14 protein-coding genes are annotated in these 16,087 nt (G+C 70.4%); 6 read left to right on the plus strand and 8 right to left on the minus strand.

All coding sequences use genetic code 11. From position 1 onward, the window contains the following. Window positions 1–5: 5 nt before the first annotated feature. The 5 genes from sufC to JOD64_RS04930 form a co-directional block, all read right to left on the minus strand. The gene (sufC, locus tag JOD64_RS04910) at window positions 6–779 is read right to left on the minus strand and encodes a Fe-S cluster assembly ATPase SufC (RefSeq protein ID WP_184176835.1); all 774 of its coding nucleotides are present in this window, start codon (window positions 777–779) and stop codon (window positions 6–8) included. After that, entirely contained in the window at window positions 779–1,105 is a 327-nt protein-coding gene (locus JOD64_RS04915) for a non-heme iron oxygenase ferredoxin subunit (protein ID WP_110567872.1), read from the minus strand. Before JOD64_RS04915 ends, sufC begins: the two co-directional genes overlap by 1 nt. Further along, window positions 1,105–2,253 carry a Fe-S cluster assembly protein SufD gene (gene sufD / locus JOD64_RS04920; protein ID WP_204941108.1) on the minus strand — a complete coding sequence of 383 codons (1,149 nt, stop codon included), beginning with the start codon at window positions 2,251–2,253 and terminating at the stop codon, window positions 1,105–1,107. Before sufD ends, JOD64_RS04915 begins: the two co-directional genes overlap by 1 nt. Window positions 2,254–2,344: 91 nt before the next feature. Next, window positions 2,345–3,775 (minus strand): Fe-S cluster assembly protein SufB, encoded by a 1,431-nt coding sequence (sufB, locus tag JOD64_RS04925; RefSeq protein ID WP_184176841.1) that lies wholly within the window; start codon window positions 3,773–3,775, stop codon window positions 2,345–2,347. After that, window positions 3,772–4,548, minus strand: coding sequence for a helix-turn-helix transcriptional regulator (locus tag JOD64_RS04930; protein WP_204941109.1), 777 nt, complete (start codon window positions 4,546–4,548; stop codon window positions 3,772–3,774). Before JOD64_RS04930 ends, sufB begins: the two co-directional genes overlap by 4 nt. Before the next feature lie 97 nt (window positions 4,549–4,645). On the opposite strand from JOD64_RS04930, the gene JOD64_RS04935 reads away from it, so the two are divergent. Continuing rightward, window positions 4,646–5,611 (plus strand): COX15/CtaA family protein, encoded by a 966-nt coding sequence (locus tag JOD64_RS04935; RefSeq protein WP_204941110.1) that lies wholly within the window; start codon window positions 4,646–4,648, stop codon window positions 5,609–5,611. 35 nt (window positions 5,612–5,646) lie between these two features. On the opposite strand, the gene JOD64_RS04940 is transcribed toward JOD64_RS04935, so the two are convergent. From JOD64_RS04940 to JOD64_RS04950, 3 genes are all read right to left on the minus strand, one after another. Continuing rightward, entirely contained in the window at window positions 5,647–6,567 is a 921-nt protein-coding gene (locus JOD64_RS04940) for an ATP-grasp domain-containing protein (RefSeq protein WP_204941111.1), read from the minus strand. 13 nt (window positions 6,568–6,580) lie between these two features. Next, window positions 6,581–6,916, minus strand: coding sequence for a hypothetical protein (locus JOD64_RS04945; RefSeq protein ID WP_110563941.1), 336 nt, complete (start codon window positions 6,914–6,916; stop codon window positions 6,581–6,583). A 299-nt stretch (window positions 6,917–7,215) separates the two neighbouring features. Further along, on the minus strand, window positions 7,216–8,166 hold the full coding sequence (locus JOD64_RS04950) for a heme o synthase (RefSeq protein ID WP_204941112.1): 951 nt from the start codon (window positions 8,164–8,166) through the stop codon (window positions 7,216–7,218). A gap of 265 nt (window positions 8,167–8,431) precedes the next feature. Here JOD64_RS04950 and tkt point away from each other — a divergent pair, with 265 nt between their 5' ends. From tkt to JOD64_RS04975, 5 genes are all read left to right on the plus strand, one after another. Beyond that, window positions 8,432–10,570 carry a transketolase gene (gene tkt, locus JOD64_RS04955; RefSeq protein ID WP_204941113.1) on the plus strand — a complete coding sequence of 713 codons (2,139 nt, stop codon included), beginning with the start codon at window positions 8,432–8,434 and terminating at the stop codon, window positions 10,568–10,570. Between the two features lie 15 nt (window positions 10,571–10,585). Continuing rightward, a complete protein-coding gene (gene tal, locus JOD64_RS04960; RefSeq protein WP_204941114.1) occupies window positions 10,586–11,764 on the plus strand; it encodes a transaldolase in 1,179 nt (392 codons plus the stop codon). Beyond that, window positions 11,761–13,407 (plus strand): phosphoglucose isomerase-related protein, encoded by a 1,647-nt coding sequence (locus JOD64_RS04965; protein WP_204941115.1) that lies wholly within the window; start codon window positions 11,761–11,763, stop codon window positions 13,405–13,407. Before tal ends, JOD64_RS04965 begins: the two co-directional genes overlap by 4 nt. Before the next feature lie 98 nt (window positions 13,408–13,505). Then, window positions 13,506–15,020 carry a glucose-6-phosphate dehydrogenase gene (gene zwf, locus JOD64_RS04970; protein ID WP_204945903.1) on the plus strand — a complete coding sequence of 505 codons (1,515 nt, stop codon included), beginning with the start codon at window positions 13,506–13,508 and terminating at the stop codon, window positions 15,018–15,020. Between the two features lie 43 nt (window positions 15,021–15,063). After that, window positions 15,064–16,080 carry a glucose-6-phosphate dehydrogenase assembly protein OpcA gene (locus JOD64_RS04975; protein ID WP_204941116.1) on the plus strand — a complete coding sequence of 339 codons (1,017 nt, stop codon included), beginning with the start codon at window positions 15,064–15,066 and terminating at the stop codon, window positions 16,078–16,080. Window positions 16,081–16,087: the final 7 nt, after the last annotated feature.

Genomic DNA, 16,087 nt, shown 5'->3' on the forward strand with positions numbered 1-16,087 from the left:
CTCGCTCAGGCCTGGGCCGTGCCGGCCCCGGCGGCGTACCGCTCGTAGCCCTCGGCCTCAAGCTTGTCGGCCAGCTCCGGGCCGCCCTGCTCGACGATCCGGCCGGCCACGAAGACGTGCACGAAGTCCGGCTTGATGTAGCGCAGGATCCGGGTGTAGTGGGTGATCAGCAGCACGCCGGTGTCACCGGTGTCACGGACGCGGTTGACGCCCTCGCTGACCACGCGCAGCGCGTCCACGTCGAGGCCGGAGTCGGTCTCGTCGAGGATCGCGATCTTCGGCTTGAGCAGCTCCAGTTGGACGATCTCGTGCCGCTTCTTCTCACCGCCGGAGAAGCCCTCGTTGACGTTGCGCTGGGCGAACGCCGGGTCCATCTGGAGTCGCTCCATGGCACCGCGCAGCTCGCCGCCCCAGGTGCGCAGCTTCGGCGCTTCGCCGTCGATGGCGGTCTTCGCGGTACGCAGGAAGTTCGCCACCGAGACGCCGGGCACCTCGACCGGGTACTGCATGGCCAGGAAGAGGCCGGCGCGGGCGCGCTCGTCGACCGTCATGGCCAGCACGTCCTCGCCGTCGAGCGTCACCGTACCGCCGGTGATCTCGTACTTGGGGTGGCCGGCGATCGAGTACGCCAGGGTCGACTTGCCGGAGCCGTTCGGGCCCATGATGGCGTGGGTTTCGCCCGACTTCACGGTCAGGTCGACGCCGGCCAGGATCGGCTTGAGCTCACCCTCGGGCAGCTTGACCGACACCTTCAGGTCGCGGATCTCCAGGGTGCTCATTATCGGGTCACTCCATTACTCGGCGTCAGGCTGAGGTAGATGTCGCCGTCGCGGACTTCGACGGGGTAGACGGGTACGGGTTCGGTGGCGGGCAGGCCGCTCGGTTCGCCGGTGCGCAGGTCGAAGCGCGAGCCGTGCAGCCAGCACTCCAACGTGCACCCGTCGACCTCGCCCTCGGAGAGGGCGACCGAGGCGTGCGAGCACTCGTCGTAGGCGGCGTAGAAGTTGCCGTCCTCGCCGTGCACCAGGGCGATCGGGGTGCCGTCGACATCCGCGCTGATCGCGGTGCCCTTCGGCACGTCCTCGGTGGAGCAGATGCGGATCATCAGGCGCCGGCCTTGGCGAGCCGGGCTTCGATCGCGTCGCCGAGGCGCTCGCGCAGCGACTCCACCGGGATCTTGTTGATCAGCTCGGCGAAGAAGCCGCGGACCACCAGGCGGCGGGCTTCGCTCTCCGGGATACCGCGCGCCATCAGGTAGAACAGCTGCTCGTCGTCGAAGCGGCCGGTCGCGCTGGCGTGACCGGCGCCGGCGATCTCGCCGGTCTCGATCTCCAGATTGGGTACGGAGTCCGCCCGCGCGCCGTCGGTGAGGAGCAGGTTCCGGTTGATCTCGTACGTGTCGGTGCCGGTCGCCTCGGCCCGGATCAGCACGTCACCGATCCAGACGGTGTGCGCGTCCTCGCCCTGCAGCGCGCCCCGGTAGCCGACGTAGCTGCGGCAGTCCGGCACGGTGTGGTCGACGAGTTGCCGGTGCTCCAGGTGCTGACCGGAGTCGGCGAAGTAGACGCCGTACAGCTCGGCCTCGCCACCCCGGCCGGTGTAGTCCACGCTGGTGAACTGCCGGACCAGGTCGCCACCGAGGGTGACCTGGACGTGCACCACCCGGGCGTCGCGACCCAGCTTGATGTTGATGTGCTGCGCCTGCACCGCGTCCTCGGCCCAGTCCGCCACGGTGACCAGGGTCAGCTTCGCGCCGTCGGCGACCGTCACCTCGACGTTGTCGGCGAGCGTGGCCGAGCCCTCCTGGGAGAAGACGACCGTGGCCTCCGCGAACCGACCCACCTGGACCTGGGTCCGGGCGAAGGCCAGTTCCTCGGGGTACGCGCCCAGCAGCCGGACGACGACCGGCTCCGAGACCACCGCGTCGGCGGCCACCTCGACCAGCGCGACCCGCGCCGCCCCGCCGTGGGCCAACGCGCTGATCCGGTCGGTCGGCAGCGGAGCGGGCGCGACACCGGCGTCGGTCGGGTCGACGAGCCGCACCGACACCCCGGCCGGGAGATCCGGGTGCTCGACGGTGACGCCCCGGCCGGTGGCGGCCGATTTGTCCGCCGTGGCCAGGCCGCGCAGGCGCTTGAGCGGGGTGAAGCGCCACTCCTCCTCCAGGCCGGTGAGGGCCGGGAAGTCAGCGACGTCGTACGAGCGCAGCGCCTGCGACTTGGTGCTGGGCGGCGCGGAAGCCTGGGTAGTCATTTCTTCCTTGGTCTGTCTGTTCCGTGACGACGAGGTTGGGGCAGGGTGCGGGCGGGCCGAGGTTCCGGCCCGCCACGCGGGAGCGGCGGCGTCAGCCGACCGCGCCCTCCATCTGGAGCTCGATCAGGCGGTTGAGCTCCAGGGCGTACTCCATCGGGAGCTCCTTGGCGATCGGCTCGATGAAGCCGCGCACGATCATGGCCATCGCCTCGTCCTCGCTCAGGCCCCGGCTCATCAGGTAGAAGAGCTGGTCGTCACTGATCTTGGAGACGGTCGCCTCGTGCCCCATCGACACGTCGTCCTCGCGGATGTCGACGTACGGGTAGGTGTCCGAGCGGGAGATGGTGTCGACCAGCAGCGCGTCGCACTTGACCGTGCTGCGGCTGTGGTGCGAACCCTCCAGCACCTGCACCAGACCCCGGTACGAGGTGCGGCCGCCGCCCCGGGCGATCGACTTCGACACGATGGTCGAGGAGGTGTGCGGCGCGGCGTGCACCATCTTGGCGCCGGCGTCCTGGTGCTGGCCCTCGCCAGCCATCGCCACCGAGAGCACCTCGCCCTTGGCGTGCTCACCGACCATGAAGACCGCCGGGTACTTCATGGTCACCTTGGAGCCGATGTTGCCGTCGACCCACTCCATGGTCGCGCCCTCGTGGCAGACGGCGCGCTTGGTGACCAGGTTGTAGACGTTGTTCGACCAGTTCTGGATGGTCGTGTAGCGGCAGCGCGCGTTCTTCTTGACGATGATCTCCACGACCGCGCTGTGCAGCGAGTCGGAGGAGTAGAGCGGCGCGGTGCAGCCCTCGACGTAGTGCACGTACGCACCCTCGTCGACGATGATCAGTGTCCGCTCGAACTGGCCCATGTTCTCCGTGTTGATCCGGAAGTAGGCCTGCAGCGGGATCTCCACGTGCACACCCTTCGGCACGTAGATGAACGAGCCACCGGACCACACGGAGGTGTTCAGGGCGGCGAACTTGTTGTCGCCCACCGGGATCACCGTGCCGAAGTACTCCTTGAAGACGTCCTCGTGCTCGCGCAGCGCCGTGTCGGTGTCCAGGAAGAGGACACCCTGCTCCTCAAGGTCCTCGCGGATCTTGTGGTAGACGACCTCGGACTCGTACTGCGCCGCGACACCGGCGACCAGTCGCTGCTTCTCCGCCTCCGGGATGCCCAGCCGGTCGTAGGTGTTCTTGATGTCCTCGGGCAGGTCCTCCCAACTGGTGGCCTGCTTCTCGGTCGACCGCACGAAGTACTTGATGTTGTCGAAGTCGATCCCGGTGAGGTCCGCGCCCCAGGCCGGCATCGGCTTACGGCCGAACAGCCGCAGACCCTTCAGCCGCAGGTCGAGCATCCACGCCGGCTCGTTCTTCTTGGCCGAGATGTCCCGCACCACCGCCTCGTTGATGCCGCGCTGGGCAACCGCCCCGGCGGCGTCCGGGTCGGACCAGCCGTACTCGTACCGGCCCAGGGCGGCAAGCTGCTCTTCCTGGGTCAGGGGCTGGACGATCTGCTCGGTCATCTATCTGTCCTCACAGTGGTGACGGGATTACCGGATTGAGCGCGCCCCGGCTGGGTCGGAATGTGCGTGGTGCACACCCCGTCGCCGTGCGCGATGGTGGCCAGGCGCTGCACGTGGGTGCCGACCAGACGGGAAATGACCGCGGTCTCGGCCTCGCACAGCTGAGGAAACTCGGCGGCCACGTGCGCCACCGGGCAGTGATGCTGGCAGAGCTGACCGCCGGAGGCGATCGTGGTCGCGTTGGCAGCGTAACCCTCGGCGGTGAGCGCCGCGGCGAGTGCCTCGGCTCGCGCAAGGGGGTCGTCGCCGGCGTCCTCCATGGCCGCCCGACAGCGCGACTCCAGGGCGGACACCTGCTCCGTGGCGAACGCCTCGACCGCGTCCGAACCGCCACTGCGGGCGATCCAGCGCAGCGCGGCGGTGGCCATGTTGTCGTAGTGATGGGTGCCACAGCGGACCCGAGCGGCCTCGGTCAGCATGAACACCTTGGCCGGGCGCCCCCGACCGCGGCTGCCCTGCACGGTCTGCTCGCGGGCGTAGACGTCACCCTCGGCGAGCATCGCGTCCAGGTGCCGGCGGATCGCCGCCGGGCTGAGCCCGAGGGCCACACCGAGCTGAGCGGCGGTGGTGGCCCCCCGCTCCAGCAGCAGTTGGGTGACCCGGTCGCGGGTGGAGATCTCGGCCGCCGTGGCCACGACAGGCGCAGACACGGACGCGCCGACGGCCGGACCGGCCGTCGACTGGTGCCCGGAGAGCGCCGCCGCGTTTTTCACAACGCCAACGTTACGTAATTACCTGGAGGGTCGCAAACCCGGGCCCCGGTGATCCGAACCACCGCGCGACCGAGTCGGACAAACCTCGATCACTACAGTGCGTAGGATTTGCGCCGTGAACCGAATCACGCGTCCGGTCTCCGGCACCCTGCTGCGCCGCCTCGCGCTCACCTCGATCATCGCGAACGTGGGCGTCGTCGTCACCGGCGGGGCCGTCCGCCTGACCGCCTCGGGCCTCGGTTGCCCCACCTGGCCCCGGTGCACCGACGATTCGTACGTCACCTCGTCCGAGTTGGGCGTGCACGGAGTGATCGAATTCGGCAACCGGATGCTGGGCTTCGCCGTGGGTCTGATCGCGCTGGCCACCGTGCTGGCCGTACTGCTGCACCGGCCCCGCCGACCCGGGCTCCTCGCACTGGCCGTGGTGGTCTTCCTGGGCATCCCCGCCCAGGCGGTGATCGGTGGCATCACCGTGCTGACCGACCTCAACCCGTGGGTGGTCGGGCTGCACTTCCTCGCCTCGATGGCGGTGATCGCCGCCGCGTACGCCCTCTGGCGGCGCATCGGCGACCCCGACGGCCCAGCCGTGGCCGTGGTGCCCGCACCACTGCGCGCGCTGGCCCGGGTCACCACCGGCGTCACCGTCGCCGTACTGGTCATCGGCACCTGGGTCACCGGCAGCGGCCCGCACGCCGGCGACCACGGCGCGGCCCGCAACGGCCTGGACCCGGAGTCGATCTCGCAGGTGCACGCGGACGCTGTCTTCCTGCTGATCGGCCTCTCGGTAGCGCTGATCTTCGCGTTCCGCGCCGTCGGTGCGCGGCGGGCCACCCGGGCCGCGATCGTGCTGATCGCCGTGGAGCTGGGTCAGGGCCTGATCGGCTTCGTGCAGTACTTCACCCATGTGCCGGCGCTCCTGGTCGGCGCACACATGCTCGGCTCCTGCCTGGTACTGCTGGCCGCCCTGTCGGTGCAATGGTCGACCCGCGAGCGCCACCCGGTCGCCCCGGCACCCGAGACCACCCCCGCCGACGACGCCGCACCAGTCCCGGTCACCGCCTGACGTCCCGCGGAGCCCCGCGCCCCGCCTGACGCGGGTCAGGTGCGGCGGGCCAGTTGGGTGGTGATCGCGGCAGCGAGACGGTCGGGGGCTCCGTCGGCGTACCCGATGAAGAGCGACGGCTCGGTCAGCTCCAGCTCGACCAGGACCGGCTCGCCGTCCGGACCGGGGATCAGGTCGACCCGGGCGTAGAGCAGCTGCCGTGTGCCGCCAGGAATCGCGGCGAGGGTCTTTTCGGCCACCGCCAGCTGTTCGGGTCGGGCGGTGCGGGTAGTGATCTCTTCGGCCTTGTAGAGCCCGTCCGGGCCGAGGTCCGGCCCGGTCAGCATCGGGCCCTTGCGGATCGCGTGGCTGAAGGTGAGCCCGTCCGGGCCGGCCAGGAAGAGCAGTGCCGTCTCGCCCTCGGTGTCGACGGCGCGCAGGTACGGCTGGACCATGGTCACCCGGCCGGCGTCGGAGAGCCGGCGGACGTGTGCCACGGCCAGGTCGCGGTGCTCCGGGTCGGCCAGGTCGTAGCGGCCGGTGTCCTGACTGCCGGCGCTCACGGCGGGCTTGAGCACGTACTCGCCGGTTTCGGCGGGTGGCTGCCAACTCTCCCCCGGCTCGACCCACGAGGTCGGGACGGTCGGCACCCCGGCGGCGCTCAGCTCGGCGAGGTAGCGCTTGTCGGTGTTCCAGCGAACCACGTCGGCCGGGTTGACCAGCGCCGGGACGGATGCCGCCCAGGCGACGAACTCGTCGCGGCGCAGCGCGTAGTCCCATGGTGAGCGGAGCACGACCAGGTCGTAGGAGGACCAGTCGACGTCGGGGTCGTCCCAGACCGGGGTCTCGACCGTGATGCCGCGGGCGGTGAGCGGGGCGAGAACGAGCCGGTCGTCCGGGTCGAGGTCGACCAGGTCGGCACAGGTCACGAGAGCGACCCGGGGTTCCCCCCGGGTCGACGTGTGATGGGTGGTCAATTCAGCTGTCTATTCAGCGGGCCATCGTGCGCCGGGCCATCGACCGCCAGAGGTCGTTGCTCGGGCGCATCTGGTCCATCAGTTCACGCTCCCAGGCGTTCTCGACGGTGACTCCCGCCTTGGCGCACGCCTCCCGTGCGGTGACGGTGTCGTCGGCGAACTGGTCGCCCCACTCACCGTCGGAACCCACGAGGACGATTCGGGCGCCACGCTTGCCGACGTACTCGATGACCGCCTTCGCGCCGCCGTGCCCGGCGGCGAACGCCTGGAGGCCCGCGACCAGGCCGTGGGGCGCCTGCTCGCCGGCGGTCTGCTCGGCCGTCAGCGTCGTATCGGAACCATCTGCCATGACGCGAAGCCTAAGCAGACCTGCACCCCCTCGGGCGAGAATCATGAACCTTTTGTGATGCCAATTACTCAGAGGTTTAAGGAAGACCACAGCTTTGGTGTCCGGTTATATCCGGACTTTATTGCTCAAAGCACGCGGCCAAACCAGTGCCCAACCGTCGCAGGTTGAGCCGATCCGGCTCATGTTGAAAGTTACTATGATGTGACGTTAAACCCGGACAACTCATCCATGGTCATGATTAGTCAGGAGATCATCGGCGCGCGACTGGCACACCGGCGGAGCCGCAGGACGTGAACGGGTCAGATCAGCGCGTCGAGCGCGACAGCCACGAACACGATCGTCAGGTACGTCGTCGACCAGTGGAACAGCCGCATCGGCTTGACCGCCTCGCCGCGCGTCGCGCGTCGGCAGAGCCGGTGCGCCTCGACCACGAAGATGGCACCCACCACCAGGGTCGGCACCCCGTAGATCGCGCTGAGCCCCAGCGGCCAGACGGCCAGGGAGGTGAGCACGGTGAGCCACGCGAAGATCAGGATCTCGGCGTTCACCCGCCGGGTCGAGGCGACCACCGGCAGCATCGGAATCCCGGCCCGCGCGTAGTCGTCCTTGTACTTCATGGCGAGGGGGTAGAAGTGCGGCATCTGCCAGAAGAAGACCACCGCGAAGAGCCCCCAGGCGGCAGGCGCCAGTGAGCCGGTCACCGCCGCCCACCCGATCAGCACCGGGGCCGCCCCGCAGGCGCCACCCCAGAAGGTGTTCGTCGGGGTGGACCGCTTGAGCCACAGGGTGTAGACGAGGTCGTAGTAGGCGATCGCCGCGAGGGTCAGCCCGGCGGCCAGCAGGTTGGTGAACGCCGCCATCAGGGCGACCGACACCACCGCGAGCACCAGACCGAAGATCAGCGCGTTCCGTGGCGACACGGTGTGCGCCGGCAGCGGCCGACGCTTGGTACGCCGCATCAACTGGTCGATGTCCCGGTCGATGTAGCAGTTGAGCACGCTGGCCGCGCCCGCGGCGAGCGAGCCACCGATCAGCACGACGGCCATCAGCCACAGCGACGGGAGCCCACGCTCGGCGAGCATCATCGCCGGGATGGTGGTGACCAGCAGCAGTTCGACGATCCGCGGCTTGGTGAGCGCCACGTACGCCAGGAGGACCGCGCGTACGTCCCGCCGGGCCACCGGACCCTCGGCAGCCCGGGCCGGGTGCCCGGCCGGGCTGCTCGCGGGGCGCTCGGTGATCATGCTCACGGATTGCCACCTTCCGGCATCGGCACGGGGAGATCGGATCGGCCCGGACCGCTCGGGTCCGCATACCGACCCACACACTACGCGTTGTCGTTTTGGCTGCCCGGCCGACCCGACAACGGTGCGGGCCGTCACACCACCGGGTTGAACCGGGCATTCGAATGGTCACGTAGCGCACACCATGCAGAGATCCCTGGGCGCACGTTTAGGGACGCTCGATAGGGTCACCAATGAGGGTTCCGCCCATCTGCCGAGGAGCACAACCATCGTGGCTGCCAAACGACCCGAGCACTCCGCACTGAACTGGTCCGACCTCGATCGCCGGGCCGTAGATACCGTCCGCGTGCTGGCTATGGATGCCGTGGAGAAATCCGGCAACGGCCACCCGGGCACCGCGATGAGCCTCGCGCCCGCGGCGTACCTCCTCTTCAACCGCGTCATGCGGCACAATCCGGCCGACCCGAACTGGGGCGGCCGCGACCGGTTCGTGCTCTCCGCCGGGCACTCCAGCCTGACTCTCTACATCCAGCTGTTCCTGTCCGGCTACCCGCTGAGCCTGGACGACCTGAAGTCGCTGCGGCAGTGGGGTTCGCAGACTCCGGGTCACCCCGAGCACGGGCACACCCCGGGCGTGGAGACCACCACCGGGCCGCTCGGGCAGGGCCTGGGCAACGCGGTCGGCATGGCCATGGCGACCCGCCGCGAGCGCGGCCTGTTCGACCCGGAGGCCGAGCCGGGCGCGTCGGTCTTCGACCACAACATCTGGTGCATCGTCTCCGACGGTGACATCGAGGAGGGCATCAGCCACGAGGCCAGCGCCCTCGCCGGGCACCAGCAGCTGGGCAACCTCACGGTGATCTACGACGACAACGAGATCTCCATCGAGGACGACACCCGGATCGCCAAGAGCGAGGACGTGGCCGCCCGCTACGAGGCGTACGGCTGGCACGTGCAGACCGTCGACTGGCGTCTCGGCGACGCCGACCAGGGCGACTACCACGAGGACGCCGAGGCGCTGTACGCGGCGCTGGTGGCCGCCAAGGCGGAGACCGGCCGCCCCTCCTTCATCGCGCTGCGCACCATCATCGGCTGGCCCGCGCCCAACAAGCAGAACACCGGCAAGATCCACGGTTCGGCGCTCGGCGCCGACGAGGTGAAGGCCACCAAGCGGATCCTCGACTTCGACCCGGAGCAGACCTTCCAGGTCGACGAGGAGGTGCTCAGCCACGCCCGCACGGTGATGGGCCGCGGCTCCGACGCCCAGCAGGAGTGGACCACGGCGTTCGACTCCTGGAAGAAGGCCAACCCGGAGCGCACCGCGCTCTACGAGCGGCTGGCTGGCCGCGTACTCCCCGACGGCTGGGCCGACGCTGTGCCGGTGTTCCCCGCGGATGCCAAGGGGGTGGCCACCCGGGCGGCCTCCGGCAAGGTGCTGGAGGCGCTCGCGCCGGTGCTCCCGGAGCTGTGGGGCGGCTCGGCCGACCTGGCCGAGAGCAACAACACCACCATGAAGGGCGAGCCGTCGTTCATTCCGGCCGCGCACGCCACCAAGGACTTCCCCGGCCACGAGTACGGCCGCACGCTGCACTTCGGCATCCGTGAGCACGCCATGGGCGCGATCCTCAACGGCATCGCCCTGCACGGTGGCACCCGCCCGTACGGCGGCACGTTCCTGGTCTTCAGCGACTACATGCGTCCGTCGGTGCGGCTGGCCGCGCTGATGAAGCTGCCGGTGACCTACGTCTGGACGCACGACTCGATCGGCCTCGGCGAGGACGGCCCGACCCACCAGCCGGTGGAGCACCTGACCGCGCTGCGCGCCATCCCGGGCCTGGACGTGGTCCGTCCGGCAGACGCCAACGAGACCGCCTGGGCCTGGCGGCAGGCGCTGGAGCACACCGACCGGCCGACCGCGCTGGCGCTGAGCCGTCAGCCGCTGCCGACCATGGACCGCGACGTCCTGGGCAGCGCGGAGGGCGTGGCCAAGGGTGGCTACGTGCTGGCCGAGGCATCCAACGGCAAGCCTCAGGTGATCATCGTCGGCACCGGTTCCGAGGTGCAGCTCTGCCTGACCGCCCGAGAGCGGCTGGAGGCCGATGGCACCCCGACCCGGGTCGTGTCGATGCCCTGCCAGGAGTGGTTCTACGAGCAGGACGAGGCGTACCGGGAGTCAGTGCTCCCGCGCGGGGTAAAGGCACGGGTGAGCGTGGAAGCGGGCATCGCGATGTCCTGGCGCGGCATCGTCGGTGACCTGGGCGAGAGCGTGAGCCTGGAGCACTACGGAGCGAGCGCCCCGCACACCGTGCTCTTCGAGCAGTTCGGGTTCACTCCCGACCGGATCGTGGCGGCGGCGCACGCCTCGCTGGCCCGGGTGGGCGACATCACCGGTTTCACGACCGGCAACTGAGGGAGCGTGGACGGCATGACGGACAAGCTGAATGAGCTGAGCGCTGCGGGCGTGGCGGTCTGGCTCGACGATCTTTCCCGAGTACGACTGAGCTCCGGCGGGCTGGACCAGCTCCGCCGCGAGAAGCACGTCGCCGGAGTCACCACCAATCCGACGATCTTCGCCAAGGCGCTGAGCGACGCCGACGAGTACAACTGGCAGCTGCGCGACCTCGCCACCCGTGGGGTGGAGGTCGAGGAGTCGGTACGCATGCTCACCACGTACGACGTGCGGTGGGCCTGCGACGTGATGCGCCCGTCGTACGACGCGAGCGCCGGTGTCGACGGCCGGGTCTCCATCGAGGTGGACCCCCGGCTGGCCCATGAGAGCGACCGGACGGTGGCCGAGGCCAAGGCCCTCTGGTGGTTGGTGGACCGCCCCAACCTCTACATCAAGATCCCGGCCACCGAGGCGGGCCTCCCGGCGATCACCGCCACCCTGGCCGAGGGGATCAGCGTCAACGTCACGCTGATCTTCGGCCTGGACCGCTACTCGGCGGTCATGGAGGCGTTCCTCGCCGGTCTGGAGCAGGCCAAGGCGAACGGCCACGACCTGTCCAAGATCGGCTCGGTGGCGTCGTTCTTCGTCTCCCGGGTCGACTCCGAGGTCGACAAGAGGCTGGAGAAGGTCGGCTCCGACCAGGCCAAGGCCCTCAAGGGCAAGGCTGCCATCGCCAACGCGCAGCTGGCGTACGAGCGCTACACCGAGGTGTTCTCCTCCGACCGCTGGAAGGCGCTCGCCGGCGCCGGCGCGCACCCGCAGCGGCCGCTGTGGGCGTCCACCTCGACGAAGAACCCGGACTACCGCGACGTCATCTACGTCGAGGAACTGATCGCCCCCGGCACGGTCAACACCATGCCGGAGTCGGTCATCCACGCCTACGCCGATCACGGCGAGACCCGCGGCGACACCATCACCGGCGCCTACGACGCGGCCCGCAAGGTCTTCGCCGACCTGGAGTCGGTCGGGGTGGACATGGACGACGTGATCGTCACCCTGGAGCGCGAGGGCGTGGAGAAGTTCGAGGCCAGCTGGCAGGAACTGCTCGACGGCGTCCGCAAGTCGCTCGAGGCGGCGGGTGCCGGCAAGGGTTCGCCGAACAAGGCCGCCAAGGGCAACGCGAAGGCCGCCGAGAAGGCCGGTGGTAACGCATGAGTGATCTTCTCGCTGGGCCGGTGGAGGCAGCCGCCGGGCTCGCGGTCTACGGCGCGGACGCGGTCGACAAGTCCGCGCCCGCCTCGACCCGGGACGCGCTGGTCAAGGCCGGTGTCCCGGGCAAGCTGGCGGGTAAGGACGCAAGCCTGTGGGGCCCGGACGCCGAAGCCGAGGCGAAGATCCGCCTCGGCTGGGTGGACACCCACCAGCGCAGCCGGGAGCTGCTGGTGCAGCTGGCCGAGCTGACCGCGGAGCTGGCCGATCTGGACCACGTGGTGCTCGCCGGGATGGGCGGCTCGTCGCTGGCCCCCGAGGTGATCACCCGGACCCTGGGTCGTCCGCTGACCGTGCTGGACACCACCGACCCGGGCCAGGTCCGGGCGGCGCTCGGTGACCGGCTGGAGCGCACCGTGGTGGTGGTGGCCAGCAAGTCCGGATCGACCGTGGAGACCGACAGCCACCGACGCGCCTACTGGCAGGCGTTCCTGGACGCCGGGATGACCGAGGCGGAGGCCGGGCGGCACTTCGTCATCGTCACCGACCCGGGCTCGCCGCTGGAGACCACCGCGACCGAGATGGGCGCGTTCACCGTGCTCGCCGACCCGAACGTCGGCGGCCGGTACTCGGCGCTGACCGCGTTCGGCCTGGTGCCCTCGGCGCTGGCCGGGGTCGAGGTCGCGGAACTGCTCGACCAGGCCGAGGCGCTGGCCGCGTCGCTCGGCGCGGACCGGAACAACCCGGCGCTGGCGCTGGGCGCCGCTCTTGGCGCCGCGGCGACGCTGGCCCGGGACAAGGTCGCCCTGGTGTCCGACGGCACCGGCATCGACGGCCTCGGCGACTGGGCTGAGCAGCTGATCGCCGAGTCGACCGGCAAGGCCGGGGTGGGCATCCTCCCGGTGGTCGTGGAGTCCCCGCAGAGCCCCGGCGCCACCGGTGCGGACGTGCTGACCGTCAGCTACGGCGGCGCGCTCGCCCCCGGTGACGTGCCTGGTGGCGGCGCCACCCCGGACGTGGCCGTCAACGGCCCGCTGGGCGCGCAGTTCCTGGCCTGGGAGTACGCCACCGCGGTGGCCGGGGTGGTGCTCGGCATCGACCCGTTCAACCAGCCGAACGTCACCGAGTCCAAGGAGAACACCAACAAGATCCTGGCTTCGGGTCTGCCGGCGGAGACGCCGTCGTTCACCGAGGGCGCGATCGAGGTGTACGCCCCGCAGGGCGCTCCCGGGGACCTGGCCGGGGTGCTGCGCTGGCTGCTCGACGGGCTGGGCGACGACGGTTACCTCGCGGTGATGGCGTACCTCGACCGGTTCGCCGACGCCGACGCGGCCCGGCTGCGGCCGCTGCTGGCGCAGGCGGGGCGCCCGGTGACCTTCGGCTGGGGGCCGCGGTTCCTGCACTCGACGGGCCAGTACCACAAGGGCGGCCCGCAGGTCGGCAGCTACCTTCAGGTGACCGGCGCGGTCGCCGAGGACCTGAAGGTGCCGGGCAAGCCGTACACCTTCGGTGAGCTGCAGGCGGCACAGGCCGCCGGCGACCGGCAGGCCCTCGCGGGTCGGGAGCGGCCGCTGCTGCGGCTGCACCTGACCGACCGGGCGGCCGGGGTCGCCCAACTGCTCGACGCGGCCGGTGAGCTGCGGGCGTGAGGATGGACGATGTGACTGAGGCGGAGCGAGGAGGCACCGTGAGCGCGAGGAGTGAGCCGATCTTGCGTAGCCCCGGAGCCGCGAACCGAGAGACCTCGGTGAACCCGCTCCGCGACCCGCAGGACCGCCGGTTGCCCCGGATCCCGGAGCCCTGCGCTCTGGTGATCTTCGGGGTGACCGGCGACCTGGCCCGTAAGAAGCTGCTCCCCGCCGTCTACGACCTGGCCAACCGGGGGCTGCTGCCGCCGGGCTTCGTGGTGCTCGGCTTCGCGCGCCGCGACTGGGGTGACGGCGATTTCGAGACCCTCGCCTGCGAGGCGGCCCGCAAGCACGCCCGTACCCCCTGGCGGGACGAGGTGTGGGCACGCCTGGCCGGCAACATCAAGTTCGTCGGTGGGTCCTTCGACGACGACGCCGCGTTCGACCAGCTCGCTTCGACGCTGGACGACCTGCGGCAGACCCACGGCATCACCGGCAACGCGGCGTTCTACTTCTCCATCCCTCCGGCCGCCTTCCCCGTCGTGCTCAAGCAACTGGCTCGCACCGGGATGGCCGACAACGAGAAGTCCGGCGGTTGGCGCCGCGTCGTGGTGGAGAAGCCGTTCGGTAACGACCTGCCCTCGGCGAAGGCGCTCAACGACCTCGTCGACGACGTGTTCACCCGGCAGGACGTCTTCCGGATCGACCACTACCTGGGCAAGGAGACGGTCCAGAACATCCTCGCCCTGCGGTTCGCCAACAACCTGTTCGAGCCGCTGTGGAACTCCAAGTACGTCGACTCGGTGCAGATCACCATGGCCGAGGATGTCGGCATCGGCACCCGCGCCGGCTTCTACGACACCGTCGGCACCGCCCGCGACGTACTGCAGAACCACCTCCTGCAACTTCTCGCCCTGGTGGCGATGGAGGAGCCGACCAGCTTCGACGCCGACGAGATCCGGGCCGAGAAGCTGAAGGTGCTCAAGGCCATCACCCTGCCCAAGGACGTCGCCCGGGACACCGTCCGCGGCCAGTACCTGCCCGGCTGGGTGGGCGGCGAACGCGCGGTCGGGTACCTGGAGGAGCGGGACGTTCCCACCGACTCCACCACGGAGACGTACGTGGCGGTGCGGCTGGGCATCCAGAACCGCCGCTGGGCGGAGGTGCCGTTCTACATCCGGGCCGGCAAGCGGCTGCCCCGGCGGGTCACCGAGGTCGCCATCATCTTCAAGAAGGCGCCGCACCTGCCGTTCAACGACGCCGACATGGAGTCGCTGGGCAACAACCAGCTGGTGATCCGGGTGCAGCCGGACGAGGGCGTGGTGCTCAAGTTCGGCTCGAAGGTGCCGGGCACCACGATGGAGGTCCGCGACATCGCGATGGACTTCCAGTACGGCGAGGCGTTCACCGAATCCAGCCCTGAGGCGTACGAGCGGCTGGTCCTCGACGTGCTGATCGGCGACCGCACCCTGTTCCCGGACGCGGCCGAGGTCGAGCAGAGCTGGCAGGTGATCGACCCGCTGGAGCGCGCCTGGGAGGGCACCAAGCCGGAGCCGTACCGGGCCGGCGAGTGGGGGCCGCGGGCCTCCGACGAGATGCTGGCCCGCGAGGGCCGCGCATGGCGGCGCGCGTGAGCGAGCGCAGTGAGCTCACCATGACGCAGAGCAGGAGGCTCCAGTGATCGGGCTGTGGGATACCACCGGCAACGAGGTGGTCAAGGCGCTCGCCGCCGAGAGGCGCAGCGCCGGTGGGGTGGCCAGCGGCATGGCGCTCACCCTGATCGTGGTGGTCGACGAGAAGCGGGTCCGCGAGGCGGAGGCGGCGGCGACGATTGCCGCCGCCGCCCACCCGTGCCGGCTGGTGGTGGTGGTTCGCTCCGAGATCGAGCGGGACCGCAGCCGGCTGGACGCGGAGATCGTGGTCGGTGGTCGCCTCGGTCCGGGCGAGGCGGTGGTCACCCGGATGTACGGTCGGCTGGCCCTGCACGCCGAGTCGGTCGTGATGCCGCTCCTGGTCCCGGACGTGCCGGTGGTGACCTGGTGGCACGGCGAGCCGCCGGCGGAGATCGCCACCGACTTCCTCGGGGTGGTCGCCGACCGGAGGATCACCGACTCGGCACAGGCCGCCGACCCGGTGGAGGCGCTGCGGCAGCGTGCCCGCGACTACGCGCCGGGCGACACCGACCTGGCGTGGACCCGGATCACCCCGTGGCGGACCCTCGTCGCCGGGGCGTTCGACACCGCCAGCGAGCGGGTTGTCGAGGCGACCGTGGTCGCGCCGCCCAGCGACCCGACGGCGACGCTGATGGTCGGTTGGCTGTCCAGCCGACTCGGCATCACCCCGCACCGGGTGGACACCGATGAGTTCCCCCGGATGCGGGAGGTGCGGTTGAGCTGCGGCAACGGCGACCAGCTGACGCTGACCCGTGAGGACAGCATGGCGGTGTTCCGGCGGACGGGCCAGGACGACCGGGCCCTGCCGCTGGTCCGTCGGCCCCTCGGTGACGAGTTGGCCGAGGAGCTGCGGCGTCTGGACGCCGACCAGGTGTACGCGGAGGCGCTGGGCGCGACGGTCGGGTTGCGAGGGCTGGAGCAGCGTCCCCCGCAGCGGGTGCACGTCTGGAAGGACCCGGCCACCGCGCAACGCGCCGAGGCCGGGGTCGCCGCGCACGCCGGCACGAGCGGCGAGGGCTGAGCCCAGC

It is taken from the genome of Micromonospora luteifusca (assembly GCF_016907275.1).
GTDB classification, from domain to species: domain Bacteria; phylum Actinomycetota; class Actinomycetes; order Mycobacteriales; family Micromonosporaceae; genus Micromonospora; species Micromonospora luteifusca.